This window comes from Streptomyces sp. SAS_281 (assembly GCF_052542855.1).
Map to the genome: position 1 here is coordinate 1 of NZ_JBMNDO010000246.1, position 2,435 is coordinate 2,435.

Here is a 2,435-nt window from a genome sequence, read left to right on the forward strand (position 1 = left end):
GCCCCGTCCGGTGACGGGGCCGCCCGGGCCGGACCCGAGAGGTCAGCCGATCACGCCGCCGAAGAGTCCGCCGTGGGCCATGCCGAGGAAGAACCCGAGGGCGGACGCGCCCATGCCGATGATCAGTGGGAACCTCTCGCGCGTGGTTACGGAGATGTACTGGCCGTACGCCCCCGTGAGGATCCCGATGAGGCCCGCCCATGAGCTGAGCAGGTGCAGGTGGTGGAACATCGCCGAGATGAAGGCGAGGGCGCCGAGGACGAGCGTGACCACCACGAGCGCGTCCTGCAGCGGATGGGGCCTGCCGTCCGTGGCGAAGAGGGAGACGGAGGGGCGGGTCCGCGTTACGTGTGCCATGGAGTACCTCCTGGCCGACATGCGGCGCGTCGTGGCGCCGCTCACACCCGATGTGTACAGATTGCGTCCCCTGACCACTGGATTTCAACCGGAAGGTGGTCTGCGGGTACTCTGGTCGGTCTGCACCGGTGTCTGCCCAGGCCGGCACGGACCGCACCTCTTCACCGAGGGCGCTGTCAGTGGCGGCTGTTTTTACTCGGGCACCGTTGCTCAACGCATCACGACCCTCCTGCCACGGAACGACCGTGGCCGCTGAGTCCAAAGGAGGTGGGTTCCACATGCGTCACTACGAGGTGATGGTCATCCTCGACCCCGATCTCGAGGAGCGAGCAGTCTCCCCGCTGATCGAGAACTTCCTCTCCGTCGTCCGTGAGGGCGAAGGAAAGGTTGAGAAGGTCGACACCTGGGGCCGTCGTCGGCTCGCTTACGAGATCAAGAAGAAGCCCGAGGGCATCTACTCGGTCATCGACCTGCAGGCCGAGCCTGCGGTCGTCAAGGAGCTCGACCGCCAGATGAACCTGAACGAGTCGGTCCTCCGGACCAAGGTCCTCCGTCCCGAGATTCACTGAGCTTCCGGCTCAGCGGTCATCGGGTCCGAGTAGCAGCAAGCAGCCAAGAAATCCCCGCCGAGAGGTTCACCCATGGCAGGCGAGACCGTCATCACGGTCGTCGGCAATCTCGTCGACGACCCCGAGCTGCGCTTCACCCCGTCCGGTGCGGCGGTCGCGAAGTTCCGTGTCGCGTCCACTCCCCGCATCTTCGACCGGCAGACCAATGAGTGGAAGGACGGCGAAGGCCTGTTCCTCACCTGCTCGGTCTGGCGGCAGGCGGCGGAGAACGTCGCCGAGTCGCTCACGCGAGGCATGCGCGTTGTCGTGCAGGGCCGGCTGAAGCAGCGGTCGTACGAAGACCGCGAGGGCGTCAAGCGCACGGTCTACGAGCTGGATGTCGAGGAAGTCGGCCCCAGCCTCAAGAACGCCACCGCCAAGGTCACCAAGACCACCGGTCGTGGTGGCCAGGGCGGCCAGGGTGGATACGGCGGCGGCCAGCAGGGTGGCGGCAACTGGGGCGGCGGTCCCGGTGGTGGCCAGCAGGGTGGCGGCGGTGCTCCCGCCGACGACCCTTGGGCCACCAGCGCTCCGGCCGGCGGCCAGGGCGGCCAGCAAGGCGGAGGCAGCTGGGGCGGAAGCTCCGGCGGTTCCGGCGGCGGCTACTCGGACGAGCCCCCCTTCTAGGGAAGCTCGTACCCCCACTTCTTGATCACACAGGAGAAACACCATGGCGAAGCCGCCTGTGCGCAAGCCTAAGAAGAAGGTCTGCGCGTTCTGCAAGGACAAGACCCAGTACGTGGACTACAAGGACACGAACATGCTGCGGAAGTTCATTTCCGACCGCGGCAAGATCCGTGCCCGCCGCGTCACCGGCAACTGCACGCAGCACCAGCGTGACGTCGCCACGGCAGTCAAGAACAGCCGTGAGATGGCGCTGCTGCCCTACACGTCCACCGCGCGATAAGGGAAGGGTGACCGAAACATGAAGATCATCCTCACCCAGGAAGTCACCGGCCTCGGTGCCGCTGGCGACGTCGTAGACGTCAAGGACGGGTACGCCCGTAACTACCTGGTTCCGCGTGGCTTCGCCATCCGCTGGACCAAGGGTGGCGAGAAGGACGTGGCGCAGATCCGCCGCGCCCGCAAGATCCACGAGATCGCCACGATCGAGCAGGCCAACGAGGTCAAGGCCAAGCTGGAGGCCGTGAAGGTCCGTCTGGCCGTTCGCTCCGGCGACGCCGGCCGCCTCTTCGGCTCCGTCACCCCGGCCGACATCGCCTCGGCGATCAAGGCTGCCGGTGGCCCGGACGTCGACAAGCGTCGCGTCGAGCTGGGCTCGCCGATCAAGACGCTCGGCGGGCACCAGGTGTCCGTGCGTCTGCACCCCGAGGTCGCTGCGAAGCTCGGCGTCGAGGTCGTTGCTGCCTGATCGGGCCGCACCTCAGCAGAACAGTGAAGGGCCAGGTCTCGCCGGAGCCGTCAGGAGCTGGCTGTCCCCAGGAGCGGACGAGGGTGGTGGGCTGGTGG

General features: G+C 67.0%; 5 protein-coding genes. 4 read left to right on the plus strand and 1 reads right to left on the minus strand.

What is annotated here, in order from left to right; genetic code table 11:
* Window positions 1-42: 42 nt before the first annotated feature.
* Entirely contained in the window at window positions 43-357 is a 315-nt protein-coding gene (locus ACN6LM_RS37900; protein ID WP_164399290.1) for a hypothetical protein, read from the minus strand.
* Window positions 358-635: 278 nt separating this feature from the next.
* On the opposite strand from ACN6LM_RS37900, the gene rpsF reads away from it, so the two are divergent.
* The 4 genes from rpsF (at window position 636) to rplI (ending at window position 2,337) form a co-directional block, all read left to right on the plus strand.
* The gene (gene rpsF, locus ACN6LM_RS37905; RefSeq protein WP_018101872.1) at window positions 636-926 is read left to right on the plus strand and encodes a 30S ribosomal protein S6; all 291 of its coding nucleotides are present in this window, start codon (window positions 636-638) and stop codon (window positions 924-926) included.
* 72 nt (window positions 927-998) lie between these two features.
* The gene (locus ACN6LM_RS37910; protein WP_445069968.1) at window positions 999-1,592 is read left to right on the plus strand and encodes a single-stranded DNA-binding protein; all 594 of its coding nucleotides are present in this window, start codon (window positions 999-1,001) and stop codon (window positions 1,590-1,592) included.
* A 43-nt stretch (window positions 1,593-1,635) separates the two neighbouring features.
* A complete protein-coding gene (gene rpsR / locus ACN6LM_RS37915; RefSeq protein ID WP_003967857.1) occupies window positions 1,636-1,872 on the plus strand; it encodes a 30S ribosomal protein S18 in 237 nt (78 codons plus the stop codon).
* A gap of 18 nt (window positions 1,873-1,890) precedes the next feature.
* Complete coding sequence (gene rplI, locus ACN6LM_RS37920; protein WP_018101870.1) at window positions 1,891-2,337, plus strand: 50S ribosomal protein L9; 447 nt, start codon at window positions 1,891-1,893, stop codon at window positions 2,335-2,337.
* The last annotated feature ends 98 nt before the right edge of the window (window positions 2,338-2,435 follow it).